Source organism: Streptomyces sp. NPDC000345 (assembly GCF_042898825.1).
GTDB lineage: Bacteria > Actinomycetota > Actinomycetes > Streptomycetales > Streptomycetaceae > Streptomyces.
Genome location: NZ_JBIAZE010000010.1, coordinates 77,706 through 93,855 on the forward strand (window position 1 = coordinate 77,706; position 16,150 = coordinate 93,855).

General features: G+C 75.3%; 13 protein-coding genes. 5 read left to right on the top strand and 8 right to left on the bottom strand.

The features are described from left to right. The first annotated feature begins 150 nt into the window (after window positions 1-150). Window positions 151-528: a DUF1844 domain-containing protein gene (locus ACFY30_RS24275; RefSeq protein WP_390660820.1), complete on the top strand. Its 378-nt coding sequence runs from the start codon at window positions 151-153 to the stop codon at window positions 526-528. Between the two features lie 46 nt (window positions 529-574). On the opposite strand, the gene ACFY30_RS24280 is transcribed toward ACFY30_RS24275, so the two are convergent. After that, entirely contained in the window at window positions 575-1,306 is a 732-nt protein-coding gene (locus tag ACFY30_RS24280) for an SseB family protein (protein WP_390847233.1), read from the bottom strand. A gap of 150 nt (window positions 1,307-1,456) precedes the next feature. Here ACFY30_RS24280 and ACFY30_RS24285 point away from each other — a divergent pair, with 150 nt between their 5' ends. Beyond that, window positions 1,457-2,458, top strand: coding sequence for a serine hydrolase (locus ACFY30_RS24285; protein ID WP_390847234.1), 1,002 nt, complete (start codon window positions 1,457-1,459; stop codon window positions 2,456-2,458). 7 nt (window positions 2,459-2,465) lie between these two features. Here the strand turns inward: ACFY30_RS24285 and mycP are convergent, their stop codons facing one another. Together mycP and ACFY30_RS24295 are read right to left on the bottom strand one after the other, a co-directional pair. Further along, window positions 2,466-3,662, bottom strand: coding sequence for a type VII secretion-associated serine protease mycosin (gene mycP / locus ACFY30_RS24290; protein ID WP_390847235.1), 1,197 nt, complete (start codon window positions 3,660-3,662; stop codon window positions 2,466-2,468). Next, window positions 3,659-4,393, bottom strand: a complete 735-nt coding sequence (locus tag ACFY30_RS24295; RefSeq protein ID WP_390847236.1) for a hypothetical protein — start codon at window positions 4,391-4,393, stop codon at window positions 3,659-3,661. The genes mycP and ACFY30_RS24295 overlap by 4 nt, the downstream gene beginning before the upstream one ends. Before the next feature lie 2,764 nt (window positions 4,394-7,157). Here ACFY30_RS24295 and ACFY30_RS24300 point away from each other — a divergent pair. Then, a complete protein-coding gene (locus tag ACFY30_RS24300) occupies window positions 7,158-8,360 on the top strand; it encodes an amino acid deaminase/aldolase (RefSeq protein WP_390847237.1) in 1,203 nt (400 codons plus the stop codon). A gap of 19 nt (window positions 8,361-8,379) precedes the next feature. Here ACFY30_RS24300 and ACFY30_RS24305 read toward each other — a convergent pair whose 3' ends face one another. The 3 genes from ACFY30_RS24305 to ACFY30_RS24315 are packed head-to-tail and all read right to left on the bottom strand — an operon-like array spanning window position 8,380 to window position 11,941. Further along, complete coding sequence (locus tag ACFY30_RS24305; protein WP_390847238.1) at window positions 8,380-9,162, bottom strand: 3-oxoacyl-ACP reductase; 783 nt, start codon at window positions 9,160-9,162, stop codon at window positions 8,380-8,382. Beyond that, window positions 9,159-10,538, bottom strand: coding sequence for an aldehyde dehydrogenase family protein (locus ACFY30_RS24310; RefSeq protein ID WP_390847239.1), 1,380 nt, complete (start codon window positions 10,536-10,538; stop codon window positions 9,159-9,161). Before ACFY30_RS24310 ends, ACFY30_RS24305 begins: the two co-directional genes overlap by 4 nt. A gap of 41 nt (window positions 10,539-10,579) precedes the next feature. Beyond that, complete coding sequence (locus ACFY30_RS24315) at window positions 10,580-11,941, bottom strand: glutamine synthetase family protein (RefSeq protein WP_390847240.1); 1,362 nt, start codon at window positions 11,939-11,941, stop codon at window positions 10,580-10,582. A gap of 95 nt (window positions 11,942-12,036) precedes the next feature. On the opposite strand from ACFY30_RS24315, the gene ACFY30_RS24320 reads away from it, so the two are divergent. Both ACFY30_RS24320 and ACFY30_RS24325 read left to right on the top strand, forming a co-directional pair. After that, on the top strand, window positions 12,037-12,771 hold the full coding sequence (locus ACFY30_RS24320) for a FadR/GntR family transcriptional regulator (RefSeq protein WP_390847241.1): 735 nt from the start codon (window positions 12,037-12,039) through the stop codon (window positions 12,769-12,771). A gap of 46 nt (window positions 12,772-12,817) precedes the next feature. Continuing rightward, the gene (locus ACFY30_RS24325) at window positions 12,818-13,537 is read left to right on the top strand and encodes a gamma-glutamyl-gamma-aminobutyrate hydrolase family protein (protein WP_390847242.1); all 720 of its coding nucleotides are present in this window, start codon (window positions 12,818-12,820) and stop codon (window positions 13,535-13,537) included. On the opposite strand, the gene ACFY30_RS24330 is transcribed toward ACFY30_RS24325, so the two are convergent. Both ACFY30_RS24330 and ACFY30_RS24335 read right to left on the bottom strand, forming a co-directional pair. After that, on the bottom strand, window positions 13,512-14,474 hold the full coding sequence (locus ACFY30_RS24330) for an aminoglycoside phosphotransferase family protein (RefSeq protein ID WP_390847243.1): 963 nt from the start codon (window positions 14,472-14,474) through the stop codon (window positions 13,512-13,514). The genes ACFY30_RS24325 and ACFY30_RS24330 overlap by 26 nt on opposite strands. Window positions 14,475-15,167: 693 nt before the next feature. After that, window positions 15,168-16,109 carry a LysR substrate-binding domain-containing protein gene (locus tag ACFY30_RS24335; RefSeq protein ID WP_390847244.1) on the bottom strand — a complete coding sequence of 314 codons (942 nt, stop codon included), beginning with the start codon at window positions 16,107-16,109 and terminating at the stop codon, window positions 15,168-15,170. Between the last annotated feature and the right edge of the window lie 41 nt (window positions 16,110-16,150).

Consider the following 16,150-nt stretch of genomic DNA (forward strand, 5'->3'; position numbering starts at 1 on the left):
TCCACTTGTGGGCCGGGCCCGCTTGCTGAGGGGCACGCGTGTCCGACCGGTCGTTACACGAGATTACCAGGCCGCGCACGCGTGCGCTAATCCGGTGTCTCATGCCTCCTGCTGTCAAGGGGGCGGGCGACGGGCCCTATCGTGTCCTGCATGAGTGAGACCTCCCCCGCCGGCTCCGCAGACGGCCCCGGTTCCCCCGACTTCGACGAGATGACCCGCGACATCGCCGAGGTCCCGGCCGTCGAGGTGATCGTGACGGTCGCCGTCAACCTGATGAGCGCGGCGGCCGTGAAGCTCGGGCTGACCGAGGAGGGCGACAAGTACAAGGACCTGGACGAGGCCCGCAAGCTGGTCACCGCCCTCGCCGGGCTGCTGGACGCGAGCGCGACCGAGATCAGCTCCTTCCACGCGGCCCCGCTGCGCGACGGCCTGAAGTCGCTGCAGCTGGCGTTCCGCGAGGCGTCGATCGTCCCGGACGAGCCGGGTCAGGGCCCGGGCGAGAAGTACACCGGACCCGTCTACGGCTAAGCCGGTCCCACGGCCGACGGCTGTGGCTCACGGCCACGGCCGAGGGCTAGGGCCGCACGTACAGGGGCTCGCCCGGAGGCGTCGTCCCGGCCGGCAGCAGTGCCAGGTCGAGGCCGCGCACCAGGCGGGCCCTCAGTGTGTCGTCGGCGGCCAGGCGCGCGGCGACGGCCCGGGCGGCCTCGGCGGGAGCGGCGGCCGGGTCCAGGACGAGCGCGAGGGTGCCGTCCGCCTGCCCCGGCCCGAGGTGGGCGCTGACCACGGCCGACTCGGCGGCCACCGCGTCGCGCACCGCGTCGCGCACCGCCGGGTCGGCGAGCGGATCGGCCGTCGTACGGCCCTCGGCGAGCGCCAGCAGCGCCGGTCCCGTCAGTTCGAACGCCACCGGCCCCGCCATGTCGAGCACGACGGTGTCCGCCTTCTCGTGCGCGGCGGCCTGCAGCGCCTGGTGCAGCGGTACGGCGACGGGGCGGGCCGCGGGGTCCCAGCGGGCCAGCGAGTCGGTGGACGTGAAGGCGGGCAGGGCGGTGCGGGTGCCCGCCTTCAGGGTGGGGACGGCCATGTCGCTGGTCTTCTCGCGGCGCAGTCCGTTCTCGTCCTCCTCGACCTCACCGAGGACGGCCACCACGGGCACGAGCAGCCGGGTGCCCTTGAGCGCCTCCAGGACGGGTCCCACGGCGCTGCGGTCCTCGGCCCAGGCGGCGAGCGCCGCGGCGAGCCGGGGATCGGCGGAGCCGTCGTCGTCGGAGTAGCCGGGGTCGGGAATGTTCTTGTTCGCCACGGTCACCGACCTTATCGGGGGGATGCTGCTGGGCTTGTGCGGGGGCGGAAACGTGACGGTGACGACTTTCACAGGATTCTCAGTCTCCGCTGACGTACCTCTTACGTCCGTCTAACGGCCCGCACAGTCGCCGCCGCCACGATCACGGGCATGGAGTCTCGCAGAGCCCGTCGCAGCCGCCGCGCTCGCCCGTCCCGGCGCCGTCCGCTCCTCTACACCGCGCTCGCCGCCGTGGCCGTCCTCGGCGCCACCGCGGGCGGAACCGTCTATGTGAAGGCCCAGGCGCACTCCGGTACGGGAGCCGTATCGTCGTCCTCTCCGGCGCCGTCGGCGTCGGCGTCGGAGTCGGTGGACGGAGGAGTGTCGGTGGAATCGGTCGCGGCACCGGAGGTGGACCACGACGCGCTGCTGGCCGAGGCGATGACGTCGGTGACCGTGCCGGGCGACGCCTCCGTGTCGGTGGCCGTGCTCGACCTGGACTCCGGGGACGGTGCCACGTACGGCGACGCCGCGTTCGACACGGCGAGCATCGTGAAGGTGGACATCCTGGCGACGCTGCTGCTCCAGGCGCAGGACGCGGACCGGCGTCTCACGGCCACCGAGAAGACGTACGCCACCGCGATGATCGAGAACAGCGACAACGCCTCGGCGTCGGCGCTGTGGCGGTCCATCGGGAAGGCGCAGGGGCTGGACGCGGCGAACGAGCGGTTCGGGCTCACCGGCACCGAGGGCGGCGACGACATGCTGTGGGGGCTGACCCAGACCACGGCCGCCGACCAGCTCACGCTGCTGCGGCAGGTCTTCGGGGAGGACTCCGAGCTGAGCGAGGCCTCCCGGTCCTACATCCAGGGGCTGATGGGGCAGATCGCCGCCGGTCAGCACTGGGGTGTCTCGGCGGCTGCCGACGGCTCGTCGTGGGCCCTGAAGAACGGCTGGCTGGCGCGGAGCACCACCGGTCTGTGGGACGTCAACAGCATCGGGCGGGTGACCGCCGGCGGGCGCGCGTACCTGGTGGCGGTGCTGTCGAACGGCAACGCGACGCAGGCGAAGGGCATCTCGCTGGTGGAGGCGGCGGCGCGGGCGGCGGTGGCGGCGTTCGCGGACGACAGCACGTCCGCGTCGGCTTCGGCTTCGGCTTCGGCCACCGAATAGCCGGGCGTCAGTAGGTCTCGAACTCGTCCGGCTCGCGGCGGCCGCGCCACAGGACGACGGCGCCGATCAGGAGCACCACTCCGGCGCCGCCCGCGACCGGGGCGGCCCAGCTGGAGGTGTCGTCGTCGGAGCGGGCGGCGTCGGGGCCCGAGCCGAAGTACCGATCGCCGTAGGAGGCGGACTTCAGTCCCTCCGGCTTGAGACCGGCGGCGGCCCTGATCGCGGCGGCGGGGTCGATGAAGCCGAAGCCACGGGAGTCGTCGCGGCCGCCGGAGGGGGCGTTGCGGGCGGTGTCCTCCAGGAGCTTCTTGATCTGCGCCGGGGTGAGCCCGGGGTGGGCGGCCTTGACGAGCGCCACCGCTCCCGAGACGAACGCCGACGCCGCGCTGGTCCCCCACCCCTGGTAGTACTTGTGGTCGGGGTCGGCGATGACGACGTCGACGCCGGGCGCGCTGACCGTGGCGTACCAGCGGCGGGTGGAGAACGACGCCCGGGTGCCGTAGCGGTCGACGGCGGTGGCGGCGATGACGCCCGGGTAGGCGGCCGGGTAGGAGATGTGGTCGCCCTTGTCGCCGCCGTTGCCGGCCGAGGCGACCACGACGGCGCCCTTCTTCAGCGCGTACTGGACGGCCTCGTCCTCGGCGGGTTCGGGGTGGGCGGAGGCGGAGTCGTCGCCGAGGGAGAGGTTGATGACGTCGGCGCCCTGGTCGGCGGCCCAGCGGATGCCCTCGGCGAGGGCGTTGCCGCGGGTGTTGCGGGCCTTGGTGCGCTGCGGGTCGCCGTCCTCCAGGATCACCCGGACGGGGAGGATCCTGGCTTCCGGGGCGATGCCCATCACGCCGTCGCCGTCGTCGTAGCCGTGCCCGTGGCCCGCGATGATGCCGGCCATGGCGGTGCCGTGCCGGGCCCAGGCCCGGTCGCCCTCCTTCGCCCCGAAGCCGACCATGTCCTTGCCCTCGAGCACGTTCCCGTCGAGGTCGGGGTGGTCGGCCTCGACCCCGGTGTCCAGGACGGCGACGGTGACGCCCTTGCCCTTGGTGGTCTGCCAGACCTCCTGGGTGTGCAGGGCGTCGAGGGCCCACTGCTGGGCGCGGATGCTGTCGGCGTACGCGGGGGCGGCGGGCAGCAGGGCGACGGAACCGGCGAGGAGGCAGCACAGGAGCCCGGCCCCGCGGGTGGTCCTACGACGGCTGCGACGGCTCATGAGGGCTGCTCCGAGGGCGGCGTGACGGCGGTCTTGCGCAGGCTCCGCTCGATGCGGTCGGCGAGGCCCTGGGCCTCGTTGCCGACGCCGGCCTGGGCGGGGGCCGTGGTGGCGCCGGTGGCGGTGGCCTGCCGGGCGGGCTCCGGGCTGTCGACGGTACGGCCGTCGGCCCAGCCGGAGACGGCGTACACGACGACGGGCGCGTCGGTGAGGACGGAGATCGTCCACGAGGCACGCTGCTTGTCGCCGAAGCCGGCGGCGACGGTGCCCTTGGCGGCGTACGCCCGGGGCATCAGGTCGGTCCGCCTGGTCAGCCCCTCCCTCTCGAACCGGGTGCCGAGGGAGCGCATCGCGGTCGCGTCGGCGGTGGTGAACAGCAGGCCGACGGTGGTGACGTAGCTCTGGGTGGCGTCGGTGTACGTGGCGCGCAGGAGCCGCCGGCAGCCGACGGGGGTGAGGGCCTGGCGCAGCAGCGGGTCGAAGGCGTCGGCGCAGCCGCTGTCCGGGGCTACGGCGATCCGCGTCCAGGTCCGGTCGGCGCCGCCCGGACCCGCGCCCTGTCCCTCGACGGTGGGCGGGAACAGCTCGTCCACGGGAACGTTGTGCCAGAGGCCGCCGGCGACGGCGTACGTGTCCCGCCCGACGCCGCCCTCCGCGTCCCCGATGAGCCAACTCCCGGTGACGGCACCGCCGATGAGTCCCAGTCCGAGCACGACACAGGCGGCGGCCATGACGGTACGAGTCCGCCGGCCGACCCCTCGGGGCGCGCCCCCGAAGCCTTCCGGCTGCGCGAACGTGACGACCGGGCGGGTGGCACCGGGAGCGCCGCCCGGGACCATGGGAGCGCTCCAGGACAGTGCCGGGTCGGGCGAGACCCCGCCGGCGCCGGCATCGGGCGCCCCATCAGGACGTGGCGGAATCACCCCCGGGCCGAATCCGGAACGGTGCGGGCCGGTACGGGGTGCGGCGTCAGGGCGAGAAGGGTGGGCGCCGGGGACGGCCGCAGGGCGCGGGGGGTGGTCGCCGGAGGGCGCTCCCGTGCGAGACGGGTAGGCGCCGGGGGCCGCCGCGGGGCGCGGAGGGTGGTCGCCGGGGGCGGCCTCGGGGCGAGCAGGACGGGCCCCGGAGGGGGCTCCAGGGCGAGAAGAGTAGGCGCCGGGGGCCGCTTCAGGGCGCGGAGGGCGGGCGCCGGAGGGGGCTCCGGGACGTGACGGGGGCATGGGGGGAGCGGGCCGGGCGGATGTGTCCTGGCTCGCCGACGGCACGTCGAAGTCGGGATGCCGGACGGGCGAGGCGGGAGTCCAGGCCGGCTCCACGTCCGCGGCGGGCGGCGGCGTACCGGGACGCGGTACGGAGGCGGCGCCCCGCGGCGCGGAGCCCTGACCCGCGTCCGCCCGGACAGCCCGGTTCGGGGCAGGCACCCAACCGCGGGGCAGCGGGCTCCAGGCGCTGTCGTGAGCACCCTCGGCAGCGGAACGCGCACCGCCGGAGTCCCGGGCCTGTGCGGCCGCCGCCTCTCCGGGACGCGGCGCCCCCGGCGTACCGGGGCGCGAGCCGCCGGAACCGTCCCGGCGCGAGCCACGGGGACCGGAGCCCGGCTCAGCGGCCGGACCTGCCGCGGAACCCGCGGAACGCGGCACCGCCGGACCGGACGAACGAGGCGCCGCAAGACCGAACGGCCGAGCCGCCCCAGGCCCAGCGGAAGGAGACGCCCCCGGACCGGAAGGACCACGTGTACCCGAGCCGGAGGACCGAGGCGCCGCCGGCCCGGAGGAAGGGGACGCCGCCGGGCCGGCAAGCCGGGATGCCTCTGCCTCGGACGAACGAGGTGCCACGGGACCGTAAGGCCGAGCCGCATCCGGCTCCGCGGAAGGAGACGCCCCCGGACCGGAAGGACCGGCTGTGGTCGGGCCGGACGGCCGAGGCGCCGCCGGGCCTGCCGAACGGGACGCCGCCGAGCCGGAGGACCCAGGCCTGTCCGGGCCGGAGGGCCGAGACTGCGCCTGCCTCGGGGAGGCAGGCGGCGGGTCCGAGGGTTGAGGCGCCGCCGGGGGCGCGGAAGCAGGCGCCGGCGGGCCGGAGGGACGGGAGACCGCCGGGCCGGTGGAACCGGAGGGAGCCGGGGCGAAGGGGCGGAACACCGCCGAGCCCGCGGAGCTGGCGGAGGGGGCCGGGGCCGAGGGGCGCCGGGTGGTCGGCGTTCCGTCGCCGGGTTGATCCGGGCGGCCGGGACGGTGGCCGGGCGGGTGCGGCGCGGTCGAGCCGGTCGGGTGCGGGCCGGACGGGTGCGGGCCGGTCGGGCCCGCGGCGCGGGACGGGTGCGGGCCGGTCGGGCCCGCGGCGCGGGACGCGGCCGGGCCATCAGCGCGGGACGCGGGCACGCCGTCAGGACGGAACACGGCCGGGCCATCGGTGCGGGGCGCGGCCGAGCCCTCGGTGCGAGACAGGGGCACGTCGTCAGGACGGGGCGCCGCCGGGCCGTTGGTGCGGGGCGCGGACACGTCATCGCTACGGGGCGCCGCCGGGCCGTCGCCCCGGGGCGCGGGCACCTCTCCGGAACGGGGCGCCGCCAGGCCGTTGCCCCGGGGCGCGGGCACCTCTCCGGAACGGGGCGTGGCCGGGGCGTTGCCCCGGGGCGCGGGCACCTCTCCGGAACGGGGCGTGGCCGGGGCGGTGCCGGGGGAGCCTGCCGGTCGGGGGGCGCCGGGGGCCGGGGGGCGGGCGGATTCCCGCGAGGGCGCCTCGTCGTGTGCGGTCGGGCGGCCCGCCTGGGGCGGGGTGTCCGGGAAGCGTGCCGACGCGGGCGGCGGGGGCGGGTTCATGGGGTCCGTGGGGTGGGGGGAGGACGAGGTCCGCCGGGGAGGGGCGGCGTCGGAGGCGCGCGTCCCGGGCACCGGTGCGTACGGCCGGACCCAGGGCGGGGTGTCCCTGCCCGCCGGGGTGTCCCTGCCCGCCGGGGTGTCCCTGCCCGCCGGGGTGGACGTGCCCTCCGTGACGGCCCCGTCGGTGCGCGCCCCGGAAGAGCCCGGTATGCCCGGCTCGGAGGACTCGGACGTACCCCTGCCGAGAGAGTCCGGCGTACCCGGCTCCGAGGAGGCCTGCGTGCCCGGCTCCGCGGGGGCGGACGGGGGCTGGGGCGGGGGCGGGGGGGTGGTGGGCTGGGGCGGGACGTTCGGGCGTGGAGGGATCTGGGCGCGGCGTGCTTCCGTGCTCATGCACCCCCCGTTTCCTCGTGCCCGGGCCGTCGTTCTCGTACTCGGGCCGTCGTGCGTGTGCCCCGGCGGCCCGGTGCGGACGCGGTGATCCGTCCAGGCACGCATACCCGCGCGGACGGGCCGGCATCCCGGCGCGGATCTCCGGCCGGAGCCGTCCTCCGTGCGTGCGCGTCACTCTACGGCTTGTTGCCGGGCGAACGGGAACCAGTCCGCGACCTGCGGGGCATCTGCCCGGAACGTCCCCCTACCCTGCGGTAATCCAGTCTGGCAGGCTTCGTTCATGACTGCGCGCGCCGCCGACCGGGCCCGGTACGACCGGGCCACCGAGCATCTCGACGCCCCTCTCGCGATCGTCGACCTGGAAGCGTTCGACGCCAACGCCGAGGACCTCGTCCGGCGGGCCGGCGGCAAGCCGATCCGCGTGGCGAGCAAGTCCGTGCGCTGCCGGACCCTGCTGGAACGCGTCCTCGCGAAGGACGGCTTCGCGGGCATCATGTCCTTCACCCTCGCCGAGTCCCTCTGGCTCGCCCGCTCCGGCTTCGACGACATCCTGCTCGCCTACCCCTCCGCGGACCGCGCCGCCTTCGCCGAGCTCGCCTCCGACCCCAAGCTCGCCGCCGCCGTCACCGTGATGATCGACGACGTCGCCCAGCTCGACGTGATCGACGCCGCACGCGGCGGCGGGACCGAAGTCGTCCGTGTCTGCCTGGAGTTGGACACCGCGCTGAAGCTGCTCGGCGGCCGGGTACGGGTCGGTGCGCTGCGCTCCCCCCTGCACTCCCCCGCCCAGGTCGCCGACGTGGCACGCGCGGTGGTCCGCCGGCCGGGGTTCAGGCTCGTGGGGATCATGGCGTACGAGGGGCACATCGCCGGGGTGGGTGACGCGGTCGCCGGGCGGCCCTTCAGGTCCCGGGCGATCCGGCTGATGCAGGCCGCGGCCCGCCGGGAACTCGCCGAGCGGCGCGCCGCCGTGGTCCGCGCGGTGCGGGCCGTCGCACCGGATCTGGAGTACGTCAACGGCGGCGGCACGGGCAGTGTGCAGCACACCGCCGCCGAGGACGCCGTGACGGAGATCGCCGCCGGGTCGGGGCTCTACGTCCCGCGTCTCTTCGACAACTACACGTCGTTCAGCGGGCGTCCGGCCGCACTGTTCGCCCAGCCCGTGGTGCGCAGGCCCGGTGTCGGGGTCGTCACGGTGCTCGGCGGCGGCTACCCGGCCTCCGGTGCGGCGGGGCCCGACCGGCTGCCGGTGCCGTACCTCCCGGAGGGCCTGCGCTACGACCCGCAGGAGGGCCCCGGCGAGGTGCAGACCCCGCTCCTCGGCTCCCCCGCCGACGACCTGCTGATCGGCGACAAGGTGTGGTTCCGGCACGCGAAGGCCGGTGAGCTGTGCGAGCGGTTCGACGTGCTGCACCTCGTCGAGGGGGACACGGTCACGGCGACCGTGCCCACCTATCGCGGCGAGGGCCACACGTTCCTCTAGGACGCAGGACGGCAAAGTCCTACAGCGGAGTGACGTACGCCCCGGCGATCCCGCCGTCCACCAGGAAGTCGGTGGCGTTGACGAAGGAGGAGTCGTCGCTGGCCAGGAAGGCGACGGCGGCGGCGATCTCCTCGGCCTCGGCGAACCGGCCGACCGGGATGTGCACCAGACGGCGGGCCGCCCGCTCCGGGTCCTTCGCGAACAGCTCCTGCAGCAGCGGGGTGTTGACCGGCCCCGGGCAGAGGGCGTTCACGCGGATGCCCTCCCGCGCGAACTGCACGCCCAGTTCACGGGACATGGCCAGCACGCCGCCCTTGGAGGCCGTGTACGAGATCTGGGACGTGGCCGCGCCCATCCTCGCCACGAACGACGCCGTGTTGATGATGGAGCCCCTGCCCTGCCGCCGCATGTACGGGATGGCGGCCTTGCAGCACAGGTAGACGGAGGTCAGGTTGACCTCCTGGACGCGCTTCCAGGCCTCCAGGCCGGTCTCCAGGATGGAGTCGTCGTCGGGCGGGGAGATGCCCGCGTTGTTGAAGGCGACGTCGACACTGCCGTAGGTGTCGTAGGCCGTCCTGAACAGCGCCTCGACCTGTTCGGGGTCGGTGACGTCGACCTTCACGAAGGTCCCGCCGATCTCCTCGGCGACCGCCTTGCCGCGGGCCTCGTCGACGTCGCCGCAGACGACGTGCGCGCCCTCGGAGGCGAGCCGGCGCGCGGTGGCGAGGCCGATGCCGCTGCCGGCTCCGGTGATGACGGCCGTACGGCCGACGAGACGGCGGCAAACGATGTCTTCGGTCACTGTGCGGAGCCCTCCGTGCTGATGAAGACGTTCTTGGTTTCGGTGAAGGCGGTCAGGGCGTCCGGGCCCAGTTCACGGCCCACGCCGGACTGCTTGAAGCCGCCGAACGGGGTCCAGTAGCGGACGCTGGAGTGGGAGTTCACGGACAGGTTGCCCGCGCGCACGGACTGCGAGACGCGCAGGGCGCGGCCGACGTCCCGGGTCCAGACGGAGCCGGAAAGGCCGTAGGGGGTGTCGTTGGCGAGCCGGATGGCGTCCGCCTCGTCGGTGAAGGGCAGCAGGACGGCGACGGGGCCGAAGATCTCCTCGCGGGCCGCGTCGGAGTCGGGCGCGGCACCGGTGAGGACGGTCGGCGGGAACCAGAAGCCGGGCCCCTGGGGGGCGGTCCCGCGCAGTGCCCGGGCGTCGTCCGGCACGAACGACCGCACCCGGTCCACCTGCTGACGGGAGATCAGCGGGCCCATCTGCGTCGCCTCGTCGGCCGGATCGCCGACCACGACGGCGGACAGGGCGGCCGCGAGCAGGTCGGCGACCTCGTCGTACACGGACTCCTGGACGAGGATCCGGGTGCGGGCGCAGCAGTCCTGGCCGGAGTTGTCGAGGAAGGAGAAGGGATCGACGGCGGCCTTGAGGTCGGCGTCGGCGAAGACGAGGTTCGGGCTCTTGCCGCCGAGTTCCAGGGTGACGGGTTTGACCTGCCGGGCGCAGCGCTCCATGACCTCGCGGCCGGTGCGGGTGGAACCGGTGAACACGATCTTCGCCACGCCGGGATGGTCGACGAGGGCGCGTCCGGTGACGGCGCCGTGGCCGGGCAGGACCTGGAACAGCCCCTCGGGCAGGCCGGCCTCCAGCGCGAGCCGGGCGAGTTCCAGGGCGGTGAGCGGGGTGGTCTCGGCGGGCTTGAGGACGACGGCGTTGCCCGCCGCGAGGGCCGGGAAGGAGCCCCAGGCGGCGATCGGCATGGGGAAGTTCCAGGGGGCGATCACGCCGACCGTGCCGAGCGGCTCGTGGAAGGTGACGTCCCAGCCGCCGGGGACGGGGATCTGCCTGCCGAGGAGCCTTTCGACGCCACCGGCCGCGTAGAGCAGCAGGTCACGGGCGTTTCCGGCTTCCCAGCGGGCGTTGCCGAGGAGGTGGCCGGCCTCGCGGACCTCCAGCTGCGCGAGCTCTTCGAGGTGGGCGTCGACGACGTCGGCGAAGCGGCGCAGCAGCCGGGCCCGGTCGGCGGGGGCGGTGGCCGCCCAGACGGTCTGGGCGGCGCTCGCGCGGGCGACCGCGCGGTCCACGTCGGCCGCGTCGGCGGCGGGGACGGTGGCGACGACCTCCTCGGTGGCGGGGTTGAGGACCGTCAGCTCGTGCGGGTACGGGTCGGACACGGAAGGGCCTTTCACGGGCGGGTGCGGCACGGGCGGACGGGTCACAGACGTTCGAAGGAGCGGCGCAGCTCCCAGTCGGTCACCGCGGCGTCGAAGGCCGCCAGCTCCACGCGTGCCATGTTGTGGTAGTGCGCGACGACCTCCTCGCCGAAGGCGGCCAGGGCGATCGGGCTGTTCGCCCAGAGTTCGGCGGCCTCGCGGAGGGTGGTGGGGACGTGCGCGTACTCGGCGGTGTAGGCGTTGCCGGGGCAGGCCTCCGGCAGCTCCAGCTTCTGTTCGATGCCGTACAGCCCGGCCGCGACGAGACCGGCGACGGCGAGGTGGGGGTTGACGTCGCCGCCGGGCAGCCGGTTCTCGAAGCGGGTCGAGCGGTCGTGTCCGACGACCCGCAGCGCGCAGGTGCGGTTGTCGTGGCCCCAGGCGACGGCGGTCGGGGCGAAGGAGCCCGGCTGGAACCGCTTGTAGGAGTTGATGTTGGGGGCGTAGAGCAGGGAGAAGTCGCGCAGGGCGGCGAGCTGTCCGGCGAGGAAGTGCCGCATGACGTCGGAGAGGCCGCCGTTCCCGGCGGCGAACACGTTCCGGCCGTCCGGGTCCGTCAGCGAGAGGTGGATGTGACAGGAGTTGCCCTCGCGCTCGTTGTACTTGGCCATGAAGGTGAGGGAGACGCCCTCCTGGGCGGCGATCTCCTTGGCGCCGGTCTTGTAGATCGCGTGCTGGTCGCAGGTGACCAGGGCTTCGTCGTAGCGGAAGGCGATCTCGTGCTGGCCGGGGTTGCACTCGCCCTTGGCGGACTCGACGGTGAGTCCGGCGCCGGCCATCTCGTTGCGGATGCGGCGCAGCAGGGGCTCGATACGGCCCGTGCCGAGGACCGAGTAGTCGATGTTGTACTGGTTGGCGGGCGTGAGTCCCCGGTAGCCCGCGTCCCAGGCCTGCTCGTAGCTGTCCTTGAAGACGATGAACTCCAGCTCGGTGCCGACCTGGGCGGTGAAGCCGTGCTCGGCGAGGCGCTCGAGCTGGCGGCGGAGGATCTGGCGGGGGGCGGCGACGACGGGCGAGCCGTCGTTCCAGGCGAGGTCGGCGATCAGCATGGCCGTGCCGTCGTTCCAGGGCACGCGGCGCAGGGTGGACAGGTCGGGGTGCATGGCGAAGTCGCCGTAGCCCCGGTCCCAGGAGGACATGGCGTATCCGTCGACGGTGTTCATCTCGGTGTCGACGGCGAGGAGGTAGTTGCAGCCCTCGGTGCCGTGCTGGAGGACCTCGTCGAGGAAGAACCGGGCGGCGAAGCGTTTTCCCTGCAGACGCCCTTGCATGTCGGGGAAGGCCAGGACGACAGTGTCGATCTCACCGCCCGCGACGAGGGTGTGCAGTTCCTCGACGCCGAGCGGGGGTGTGCGGTCTGCCACGGGAGGGCCTCCTTGGGGCTTCCCCGGCTGATTCGGGCAGCCGGGAGCCATAAGGTATTGCCGAGAACCATTGCTTGGGAAGGGGGCACGGCCAGATGTCGGTGGACGCTGACGGCGGACTGGACGACCGGTTGACGCCGGTGCTGCGGCCGGTGCGGGCGGGGAACGGCTTCGAGGAGGCGCTGGAGCAGATCCTGCAGGTCGTACGGCTGGGTCTGGTGCCGGGGGGCGAGCGGCTGCCGGCCGAGCGGGACCTGGCGGAGCGGCTCGGGATCAGCCGCGTGACCCTGCGCGAGGTGCTGAAGGTGCTCCAGGACCAGGGTCTGGTGGAGTCCCGGCGGGGCCGCTACGGCGGAACGTTTGTCCTGCCGCGCGCGGACGCCGGCGGCGAGGACGAGCTGCGGCGCCGGATCGCCGAGGTCGACATCGAGGACGTCCTGCGGTTCCGCGAGGTGCTCGAGGTCGGCGCGGCGGGGCTGTGCGCGGCGCACGGGCTGACCGGCGAGCGGGCGCAGCGGCTGCGCGACGCGCTCGCCCGGACCGCGGACGCCCCGCTGGCCGACTACCGCCGCCGGGACACCCTGCTCCACCTCACCCTGGCCGAGCTGTGCGGCTCGCCCTCGCTGACGGCGCAGTACGCCGCCGTACGGGCGACGGTGAACGACCTGCTCGACTGCATCCCGCTGCTGGTGCGCAACCTGGAGCACTCGCAGCGCCAGCACACCGCGCTGGTCGAGGCGGTGCTGGACGGGGACGCGGACGGGGCGCGGGAGATGATGCGCGAGCACTGTGCGGGCACGGCGGCCCTGCTCAGGGGCTTCCTCGCATGACATGCTATTGGTCTGGAGACGGTCCATTGCGGGGGCGGGAGGCCATATGACGGACGGCGGGCGGCCGCTGATCGGCGTCAGTACGTATCTGGAGGCCGGGGCGCGCTGGGGCGTGTGGGAGCTGGAGGCGGCGCTGCTGCCGGCCGGCTATCCGCGACTGGTGCAGCGGGCGGGCGGCCTGGCCGCGATGCTCCCGCCGGACGCGCCGGAACACGCGGCGGCCACGGTCGCCCGTCTCGACGGGCTGGTCGTGGCCGGCGGCCCGGACGTCGAGCCGGTCCGCTACGGCGCCGAGCCCGACCCCCGCACCGGTCCGCCGGCGCGGGAGCGGGACGCGTGGGAACTGGCCCTCATCGACGCCGCGTTGGCGGCGGACGTCCCGCTGCTGGGCATCTGCCGGGGCATGCAACTGCTGAACGTGGCCCTCGGCGGGACCCTGACCCAGCATCTCGACGGGCACGCGGAGGTGGTCGGTGTCTTCGGCCGCCATCCGGTCAAGCCGGTCCCGGGCACGCGGTACGCCGCCGCCGTCCCGGAGGAGAGTTCCGTCCCCACGTACCACCACCAGGCCGTCGACCGCCTCGGCAGGGGCCTGGTCCCGAGCGCGTACGCGGCGGACGGGACGGTGGAGGCCGTGGAGCTGCCCTCCCCCCGTGGCTGGGTGCTGGGCGTGCAGTGGCATCCGGAGATGGGCGAGGACGTACGGGTGATGCGGGCCCTGGTCGAGGCCGCCCTGGCCGCTACGGCCGCTCCCACCGCTTCCTGAGCCAGGCGAGCGCCGCCTCCCCCTGGGCGCGCTGGAAGGCGCGCAGGGTGGGCAGACCGGGCGGCGACGGGCGCAGGGAGCTCTCGGCGAAGTAGCCCGCCAGCGCGGCCAGGGCGACGGTCACGCGGTGCGGGTCCGCGTCGCGGCCGCAGGGGTGCGCGGTGAACAGCTCCTCCGGGTCCGGTCCGCCCTGGGCCCGCACACAGGGCAGCATGACCAGCAGGTCGAACCAGGGGGCGGCGCGCACGGCGTGCGGCCAGTCGACGAAGACGACCCGGTCGTCGGCGGTGAGCAGCATGTTGTCGGCGCGCAGATCGCCGTGGGCGAGGGTGTCGCCGGCGGTGGCGTCCGCCCAGCCCGCGGCGAGGTCGGCGAGGGCCGGCAGCCGGGCGAGGGCCCAGGGGTCCAGGCGGGAGCGCAGGGGCAGCGCATCCGGCGCCAGCAGGCGCTCCCAGCCGGCGAAGGACTCCCCGAGCGACTCGGCCGCGGGCGGGGCCGGGACGGGTGCCGGGGTGAGGGCGCGGCTCAGCTCGGCGACCGCGCCGAGGACCCGCCGCAGCTCCGGTGGGCGCCAGGGGACGTGGGGCTGGCGGCCGGGGACCTCCTCGAAGAGGAGGGCGACCCAGGTGCCGTCGTCGTAGGTGCCGAGGAGGCGGGGTGCGGGGACGCCGGGTGGGAGGGCGGCGGCGTTGCGGGCCTCCGCACGGTGCAGGTCGGGACTGTGCGGGTTGGTGTCCGCGCTGACCGCCTTGACGAAGGCGCGGTGGCCCGCGGCGGTGCGGAGCCTGGCGGCGACGCCCGGGGAGAAGCCGCCGGGCTGGGTGGCGGCATGGGTGACCGGCGCGCCGAGGAGGTCGGCGACGGCTGTGCGGACGGGGGTGGGCAGGGCTTCCCAGGGGGTACGGGTGCCCTCGGCGGGCGGCGCGGGGGTGGTCATGCAGCATGGTGGCCGCCGTACACGCCGTCGGGCCAACGGTTTTCGCCCCCGCCACCCTCGCGCCTCCCGTCCCCGACGGCACACCCCTGCCATCCCGCACGCGGGAGCGGTGGCCCCGCCACCCCTGCCCGTCCGCCCCCGGGGGTGCGCCCACCACCCTGCGCGTCCCGCCCCGGGCATGCGCCCCGCCGCTCCCTGCCGGCCCGCACCCAGGGGTGCGCCCACCACCCTTGCGCGTCCCGTCCCCGACGGCGCCCCCGCCGCCCATCCCGCCTCGCACCCGGGGGTGGTGCGCCCCCGGCCACCCCTGCCCGTCCGCCCCCCGGGGGTGCGCCCCCACCACCCTGCGCGTCCCGCCCCCGGGCATGCGCCCCGCCGCTCCCTGCCGGCCCGCACCCAGGGGTGCGCCCACCACCCTTGCGCGTCCCGTCCCCGGCGGCGCCCCCGCCGCCCATGCCCGCCTCGCACCCGGGGGTGGTGCGCCCCCGGCCACCCCTGCCCGTCCGCCCACCGGGGGGAGTCGCCGCCACCCTTGTGCGTCCGGTCCCCGGGGGCGCTCCCCTGCCGTCCCGCGCCCGAGGGCGGTGCGCCCCGCCACCTCCGCCCGCCCCGCACCCGGGGCGCCCGGATCCCCGCCGTCGGTCCTCGACCCGTCTCGTCCTCGGGCCTCGGGCGGCGGGTGGGCTGTGGCGCTCACCCTCGGGTGAGGGAGAGCAGTTCTCTTGCCGGGCCGGTCGGTCGGTGTCCCGTCGGCCAGACCGCGCGGAGGTCGCGTGCGAGGGACACGCCCTCCACCGGTATGCCGACCAGCCGGCGCAGCGCCAGCTCCTCCCCCACCGCCAGTTCGCTCAGCACCGCCGGCCCGGCTCCGCCGACCGCCGCCGCCTTCACGGCCGTCGTGGAGGACAGTTCGATCAGGGGCCTGGCCAGGCCGCCCAGGGCCGTGTCCAGGACCTGCCGGGTGCCGGAGCCCCTCTCCCGGAGGATCAGCGGCGTCGACGCCAGCTCGGCCGCGGCCAGCGCGCGCCGCCGCCGGGCCCACGCGTGCCCCGGCGCGACGACGACGATCAACCGGTCGTGGGCGATGACCGCGGAGTCCAGCCCCGTGGGCACCGTCAGCCCCTCCACGAACCCCAGATCGGCCTCTCCGGACAGCAGCCGCTCCGCCACCGCCGCCGAGTTCCCTGCGTGCAGCGACACCGCCGTGTCGGGCCGGCCCGCGCGCAGCGCGACCAGCCACCCCGGCAGCAGGTACTCCGCGATCGTCATGCTCGCCGCCACCCGCAGCCGCGAGTCCCGCCGGTCCCGCAACGCCTGCGCGCCGGCGTCGAAGGCCTGGGCCGCCTCCACGATCCGCCGCGCCCAGTCCGTCACCAGCGCCCCGGCGTCGGTGAGCCGGGATCCGCGCGGCGAACGGTCCACGAGCGCCACGCCGAGCTGCCGTTCCATGGACCGGACCCGGCTGCTCGCGGCCGGCTGGGTGATGCCCAGCTCGCGCGCGGCCGCGCCGAGACTGCCCAGCCGGGCCACGGCCAGCAGCAGCTCCAGCGCCCCGAGATCGGGGACGCGATGCGCCAGGGGCCCGCCCGCCCCGGGCTGTTCCTCGGCCGTACCCGCCCTGTCCGCGTCACCCATAAGGCCAGTTTATGCCCTCATAGAGACATCGTCCCTGGTCG

Bases quoted from the DNA above. Each gene is read 5' to 3' on its own strand.
- ACFY30_RS24330 (WP_390847243.1), bottom strand. From the start codon at position 14,474: ATGACCACCCCCGCGCCGCCCGCCGAGGGCACCCGTACCCCCTGGGAA.
- ACFY30_RS24320 (WP_390847241.1), top strand. From the start codon at position 12,037: ATGTCGGTGGACGCTGACGGCGGACTGGACGACCGGTTGACGCCGGTG.
- ACFY30_RS24275 (WP_390660820.1), top strand. From the start codon at position 151: ATGAGTGAGACCTCCCCCGCCGGCTCCGCAGACGGCCCCGGTTCCCCC.
- mycP (WP_390847235.1), bottom strand. From the start codon at position 3,662: ATGAGCCGTCGCAGCCGTCGTAGGACCACCCGCGGGGCCGGGCTCCTG.
- ACFY30_RS24325 (WP_390847242.1), top strand. From the start codon at position 12,818: ATGACGGACGGCGGGCGGCCGCTGATCGGCGTCAGTACGTATCTGGAG.
- ACFY30_RS24285 (WP_390847234.1), top strand. From the start codon at position 1,457: ATGGAGTCTCGCAGAGCCCGTCGCAGCCGCCGCGCTCGCCCGTCCCGG.
- ACFY30_RS24335 (WP_390847244.1), bottom strand. From the start codon at position 16,109: ATGGGTGACGCGGACAGGGCGGGTACGGCCGAGGAACAGCCCGGGGCG.
- ACFY30_RS24300 (WP_390847237.1), top strand. From the start codon at position 7,158: ATGACTGCGCGCGCCGCCGACCGGGCCCGGTACGACCGGGCCACCGAG.
- ACFY30_RS24295 (WP_390847236.1), bottom strand. From the start codon at position 4,393: ATGGCCGCCGCCTGTGTCGTGCTCGGACTGGGACTCATCGGCGGTGCC.